General features: G+C 62.2%; 1 protein-coding gene and 2 pseudogenes. All 3 read left to right on the top strand.

Annotated features, from left to right (window positions below; translation table 11 throughout):
• A pseudogene (locus QZH66_RS14835) lies at positions 1–222 on the top strand (superoxide dismutase [Fe]); the annotation flags it as partial.
• A 2-nt stretch (positions 223–224) separates the two neighbouring features.
• A pseudogene (locus tag QZH66_RS14830) lies at positions 225–692 on the top strand (Fe-Mn family superoxide dismutase); the annotation flags it as partial.
• Positions 693–1,009: 317 nt separating this feature from the next.
• Positions 1,010–2,766 (top strand): NADP-dependent isocitrate dehydrogenase (locus QZH66_RS14825; RefSeq protein WP_305806689.1); only part of this gene is annotated, 1,757 nt, incomplete at its 3' end.

Genomic DNA, 2,766 nt, shown 5'->3' with positions numbered 1-2,766 from the left:
AACAACCTGCAAAAGGGCACCGAGTTCGAGGCCATGAGCCTCGAAGAAATCATCAAGAAGTCCAGCGGCGGCATCTACAACAACGCGGCGCAGATCTGGAACCACACCTTCTTCTGGAGCTGCATGGCGCCCCAGGGCGGCGGCGAGCCCAGCGGCGCGCTGGCTGCGGCCATCAACGCCAAGTGGGGCAGCTACGCCGCGTTCAAGGAAGCCTTCGTCAAGNCCTCAACAACCTGCAAAAGGGCACCGAGTTCGAGGCCATGAGCCTCGAAGAAATCATCAAGAAGTCCAGCGGCGGCATCTACAACAACGCGGCGCAGATCTGGAACCACACCTTCTTCTGGAGCTGCATGGCGCCCCAGGGCGGCGGCGAGCCCAGCGGCGCGCTGGCTGCGGCCATCAACGCCAAGTGGGGCAGCTACGCCGCGTTCAAGGAAGCCTTCGTCAAGTCGGCCGTGGGCAACTTCGGCTCGGGTTGGACCTGGCTGGTGAAGAAGGCCGACGGCAGCGTCGACATCGTCAACACCGGCGCCGCCGGCACGCCCCTGACCACGGCCGACAAGGCCCTGCTGACGGTGGACGTGTGGGAGCACGCCTATTACATCGACTACCGCAACCAGCGTCCGAAGTTCGTCGAGACCTTCCTGAGCAACCTGGTGAACTGGAAGTTCGCCGAAGCCAACTTCGCCTGATCTCCATGGCGCCGCGGCGCCGTCGAAGACGGCCCGCAAGCCGGCGCATCTAAGAACGTGAACACGTTCTAAGGGCTCGAAGAGCGATCTTCGGGCCCTTTTCCATGGGCCGGCCGGCGGGCCGGAGCGTCAGTCTTGTAGAAGACTTGAAAAAAAGTGGCTTTCGAAGGTGGAAAATTTCGCATCGCGATATTCCATCGCAAAATCCGCACTAACGGCCTGCGGTCTCAAGCAAAATCCCATACCGTCAAACCTACGACATGCGTCGGGATGCAGGCCGGCAGCATGACCTCTGTTTTTGTTACCTGAGAGACGAGATGAGTACCCAGCAACCCACCATCATCTACACCCTGACCGACGAGGCACCGCGCCTGGCAACGGCGTCGTTTCTGCCGATCGTGCGCAGCTTCACGGCCCCGGCCGGCATCAACGTGATCGAAAGCGATATTTCGGTCGCGGCCCGCGTCCTGGGTGAGTTTCCCGACTACCTGGCGGACGGGCAGAAGCTGCCCAACACCCTGGCCGAACTGGGCAAAAAAACGCTGCAGGCCGATGCCAACATCATCAAGCTGCCCAATATCAGCGCCTCGGTGGGCCAGCTGATCGCCTGTATCAAGGAACTGCAGGGCAAGGGCTACGCGATTCCCGACTTCCCTGAAGACCCGAAGACGGACGAAGAAAAGTCCATCCGCGCCCGCTATGCCAAGTGCATCGGCAGCGCCGTGAACCCGGTGCTGCGCGAAGGCAACTCGGACCGCCGCGCGCCCAAGGCCGTGAAGGAATACGCACGCAAGAACCCGCACAGCATGGCCGAGTGGAGCCAGGCCTCGCGCTCGCATGTCTCGCACATGCATGGCGGCGACTTCTACCACGGCGAAAAATCCCTCACGCTCGACCGCGCCCGCGACGTGAAGATGGAGCTGATCACCAAGAGCGGCAAGACCGTGGTGCTCAAGCAGAAGGTCTCGCTGCTGGACCGCGAAATCATCGACAGCATGTTCATGAGCAAGAAGGCGCTGGTCGCTTTCTACGAGAAGGAAATCGAAGACGCACGCAAGACCGGCGTGATGTTCTCGCTGCACGTCAAGGCCACGATGATGAAGGTGTCGCACCCCATCGTGTTCGGCCACTGCGTGAAGATCTTCTACAAGGACGCTTTCGCCAAGCACGGCAAGCTGTTTGAAGAGCTGGGCGTGAACGTGAACAACGGCATGGCCAACCTGTACGAAAAGGTCGCCACATTGCCCACCGCGCAGCGCGAAGAGGTGCTGAAAGACCTGCACGCCTGCCACGAAGGCCGCCCCGAGCTGGCCATGGTGGACTCGGCCAAGGGCATCACGAACTTCCATTCGCCCAACGACATCATCGTGGACGCCTCCATGCCCGCCATGATCCGCAACGGCGGCAAGATGTGGGGCGCCGACGGCCGCCTGAAGGACGTGAAGGCCGTGATGCCCGAATCGACCTTTGCCCGCATCTACCAGGAGATCATCAACTTCTGCAAATGGCATGGCGCCTTCGACCCCAAGACCATGGGCACGGTGCCCAACGTGGGCCTGATGGCCCAGCAGGCCGAAGAGTACGGCTCGCACGACAAGACGTTCGAGATCCAGGAGGACGGCGTGGCCAACATCACCGACCTGGCCACCGGCGAAGTGCTGCTCTCCCAGAACGTGGAGCAGGGCGACATCTGGCGCATGTGCCAGGTCAAGGACGCCGCGATCCGCGACTGGGTCAAGCTGGCCGTCACCCGCGCGCGCAACTCCGGCATGCCCGTGGTGTTCTGGCTCGACGCCTACCGCCCGCACGAGGCGCAGATGATCACCAAGGTCAAGATGTACCTGCACGAGCACGACACCACGGGCCTGGACATCCAGATCATGAGCCAGGTGCGTGCCATGCGCTACACGCTGGAACGCGTGATCCGCGGCCAGGACACCATCAGCGCCACCGGCAACATCCTGCGCGACTACCTGACCGACCTGTTCCCCATCATGGAACTGGGCACCTCGGCCAAGATGCTGTCCATCGTGCCCCTGATGGCCGGTGGCGGCATGTACGAAACCGGCGCCGG

Source organism: Stenotrophomonas sp. YIM B06876 (assembly GCF_030711595.1).
Lineage (GTDB): Bacteria > Pseudomonadota > Gammaproteobacteria > Xanthomonadales > Xanthomonadaceae > Stenotrophomonas.
Note: the sequence above shows the minus strand (reverse complement) of the source record. Positions and strands in the feature narration are given on the sequence as shown.